Here is a 3,479-nt window from a genome sequence, read left to right as displayed (position 1 = left end):
CGCCGGTTGCGCTTGGTGCGCTGTTGCACCGATCTTTTGGATGGTGCGGGTTGTTTGTGATCGTTTCGAGAGATTGCGTTTCTTTTCAGATCTGGCGGTGACCTACTCTCCCACGTCTTGAGACGCAGTACCATTGGCGCGACGGCACTTAACGGCCGAGTTCGGGATGGGATCGGGTGTTTTGCTCGTGCTATGTCCACCAGATCGGAGAAGAAACGCTCAGCGTTCCGGGCCTTTCGGCCCGGGAAGTTGTCCAAGGATGCTTTTGGGAGTGGGGATCTGTGTCAGATCTGGCCACTTCCGGATCAAATCAAGCCTGTCGAGCCATTAGTACCGGTCAACTGAACGCATTGCTGCGCTTACATCTCCGGCCTATCGACGTGGTGGTCTTCCACGGCTCTCAAGGGATACCTGGTTTTGAGGGGGGCTTCACGCTTAGATGCCTTCAGCGTTTATCCTGTCCGTTCATAGCTACCCAGCACTGCCGTTGGCACGACAACTGGTCCACCAGTGGAACGTTCACCCCGGTCCTCTCGTACTAGGGGCAACTCCTCTCAAGTATCCTACACCCACGGCAGATAGGGACCGAACTGTCTCACGACGTTCTAAACCCAGCTCACGTACCTCTTTAAACGGCGAACAGCCGTACCCTTGGGACCTGCTCCAGCCCCAGGATGAGATGAGCCGACATCGAGGTGCCAAACGATGCCGTCGATATGGACTCTTGGGCATCATCAGCCTGTTATCCCCAGCGTACCTTTTATCCGTTGAGCGATGGCCCTTCCACTCGGGACCACCGGATCACTATGGCCGTCTTTCGACTCTGCTCGACTTGTCAGTCTTGCAGTCAGGCTGGCTTCTGCCATTGCACTCAACGAGCGATTTCCGACCGCTCTGAGCCAACCTTCGCGCGCCTCCGTTACTCTTTGGGAGGCGACCGCCCCAGTCAAACTACCCACCACGCAGGGTCCCGGACCCGGATAACGGGCCGCGGTTAGACATCAAGAGTGCGAAGGGCGGTATCTCAAGGATGGCTCCCCGGAGACTGGCGTCCCCGGTTCAAAGCCTACCGCCTATCCTGCACATCGCAGTCCTGATGCCAGTGCGAAGCTATAGTAAAGGTGCATGGGGTCTTTCCGTCTAACCGCGGGAAGTCTGCATCTTCACAGACAATTCAATTTCGCTGAGTCCACATTTGAGACAGCGGGGAAGTCGTTACGCCATTCGTGCAGGTCGGAACTTACCCGACAAGGAATTTCGCTACCTTAGGACCGTTATAGTTACGGCCGCCGTTTACCGGGGCTTCAATTCAAAGCTTGCACTTCTCCTTTTAACCTTCCGGCACCGGGCAGGCGTCAGACCCTATACGTCGCCTTGCGGCTTCGCAGAGCCCTGTGTTTTTAGTAAACAGTCGCCACCCCCTGGTTTGTGCCCCCGGCCCGCAGTTGCCTGCAAACCGGGCCTCCTTCTCGCGAACTTACGGAGGTATTTTGCCGAGTTCCTTAAATGTGGTTCTCTCAAGCGCCTTGGTATTCTCTACCAGTCCACCTGTGTCGGTTTCGGGTACGGTCTCATGGAGGGCTGTTTCCAGGAACTGCTCAGCGGCCCGATCAATCCGATAAGATCGAACAACCTTCGCAATCCGTCACCATCTCCTGGCCCAGGAATATTAACCTGGTTCCCATCGACTACGCCTTTCGGCCTCGCCTTAGGGGCCGGCTTACCCTGCTCAGATTAGCTTTAAGCAGGAACCCTTGGACTTTCGGCGACAGGGTCTCTCACCCTGTTTGTCGCTACTCATGTCAACATTCTCACTTCTGATCACTCCACCGGCTGCCTTACGGCCCGGCTTCACAGTCAGAACAATGCCTCCGTTGCCTGCGAACAGGCAAAAGAGGCAGCGTTCTCTATCACAGAACGCTCCGCTACCGCGCACTTGCGTGCACCCAAAGCTTCGGCTCGTGGCTTGAGCCCCGTTACATCTTCGCCGCAAGACCTCTTGATTAGACCAGTGAGCTGTTACGCTATCTTTAAAGGATGGCTGCTTCTAAGCCAACCTCCTGGTTGTTTTGGAAGTCTCACATGCTTTCCCACTTAGCCACGAATTGGGGGCCTTAGCTGTTGGTCAGGGTTGTTTCCCTCTCCACGACGGACGTTAGCACCCGCCGTGTGTCTCCCGGATAGTCCTTCTCGGTATTCGGAGTTTGCTTAGACTCAGTAAGGCTGTGGGCCCCCATCATCCATGCAGTGCTCTACCCCCGAGAGGATACGTCCGAGGCGCTACCTAAATAGCTTTCGCGGAGAACCAGCTATCTCCGAGTTTGATTGGCCTTTCACCCCTAGCCACACGTCATCCCGACCTTTTTCAACAGGTGTGGGTTCGGACCTCCAGTTGGTGTTACCCAACCTTCATCCTGCACATGGCTAGATCACTCGGTTTCGGGTCTGATCCGTCTGACTCAGTCGCGCATTTAACACTCGCTTTCGCTGCGCCTCCACCTAACGGCTTAAGCTTGCCAGACAGACCAAGTCGTTGACCCATTATACAAAAGGTACGCCGTCACCCAGCCACCAAATCAATCCTCTGCAAGGCGTTTCAGCAACGCCTGCTTCGTCCGTCCGTGCCCTTTCAGGACATGTTCCCGTGCACGGGCCTGGCCTTCCGAGGCATAGGCCTCGTAATAGACCAGAGACCACATCCGCCCCCGGGTGGAGACGTTGCGGCCCATATTGTGCTCGGCCAGACGACGGCGGAGATCGGCGCTGTAGCCGATATAATGTTCATCGTTTTCGCTTTTCAAAACGTAAACATAGAACATCGCCGTCTTTTCCGATTGATTTGGAGGCTGGGCTCCGACTGCTTGTAGGCGTCCGGTTTCAGAAACTGTTTCACTCCCCTCGTCGGGGTGCTTTTCACCTTTCCCTCACGGTACTGGTTCGCTATCGGTCAGCAAGGAGTACTTAGCCTTCGAGGGTGGTCCCCCGATCTTCGGACAGGATTTCACGTGTCCCGCCCTACTTAATACGTCCAATCGAACTTCCCATACGGGGCTGTCACCCGCTCTGGCTGATCTTTCCAGATCATTCCGGTCATTCTCATGGCTCGGCTGGTCCCCGTTCGCTCGCCGCTACTGGGGGAGTATCTGTTGATGTCCTTTCCTCCGGGTACTTAGATGTTTCAGTTCCCCGGGTTCGCTTTTAAAACCCTATATATTCAGGTCTTAAATACCTGGTTATGCCGATTATTGACTGACTTGCGTCAGACAATAACCAACATTCAGGTGGGTTGCCCCATTCGGAAATCCATGGATCAAAGCCTATTCTCGGCTCCCCATGGCTTATCGCAGAGTATCACGTCCTTCATCGCCTCTTGCTGCCTAGGCATCCACCAAACGCCCTTATCGCGCTTGATTTGATCCGGAAGAAGACAGACCTAAATCCGTCGCCGCGCCCCTTTGTAAAACGCGGGTCACTTCCGA

2 rRNA genes are annotated in these 3,479 nt (G+C 55.2%); both read right to left on the bottom strand.

The window, feature by feature from the left end:
* Positions 1–89: 89 nt before the first annotated feature.
* Positions 90–204, bottom strand: a 5S ribosomal RNA gene (gene rrf, locus BLT73_RS16885).
* A 102-nt stretch (positions 205–306) separates the two neighbouring features.
* Positions 307–3,413: ribosomal RNA gene (locus tag BLT73_RS16880) — 23S ribosomal RNA — on the bottom strand.
* Between the last annotated feature and the right edge of the window lie 66 nt (positions 3,414–3,479).

Source organism: Paracoccus isoporae (genome assembly GCF_900101865.1).
In the GTDB taxonomy this organism is placed as follows: Bacteria; Pseudomonadota; Alphaproteobacteria; order Rhodobacterales; family Rhodobacteraceae; genus Paracoccus; species Paracoccus isoporae.
This window is presented reverse-complemented; position numbering and strand designations above follow the sequence as displayed.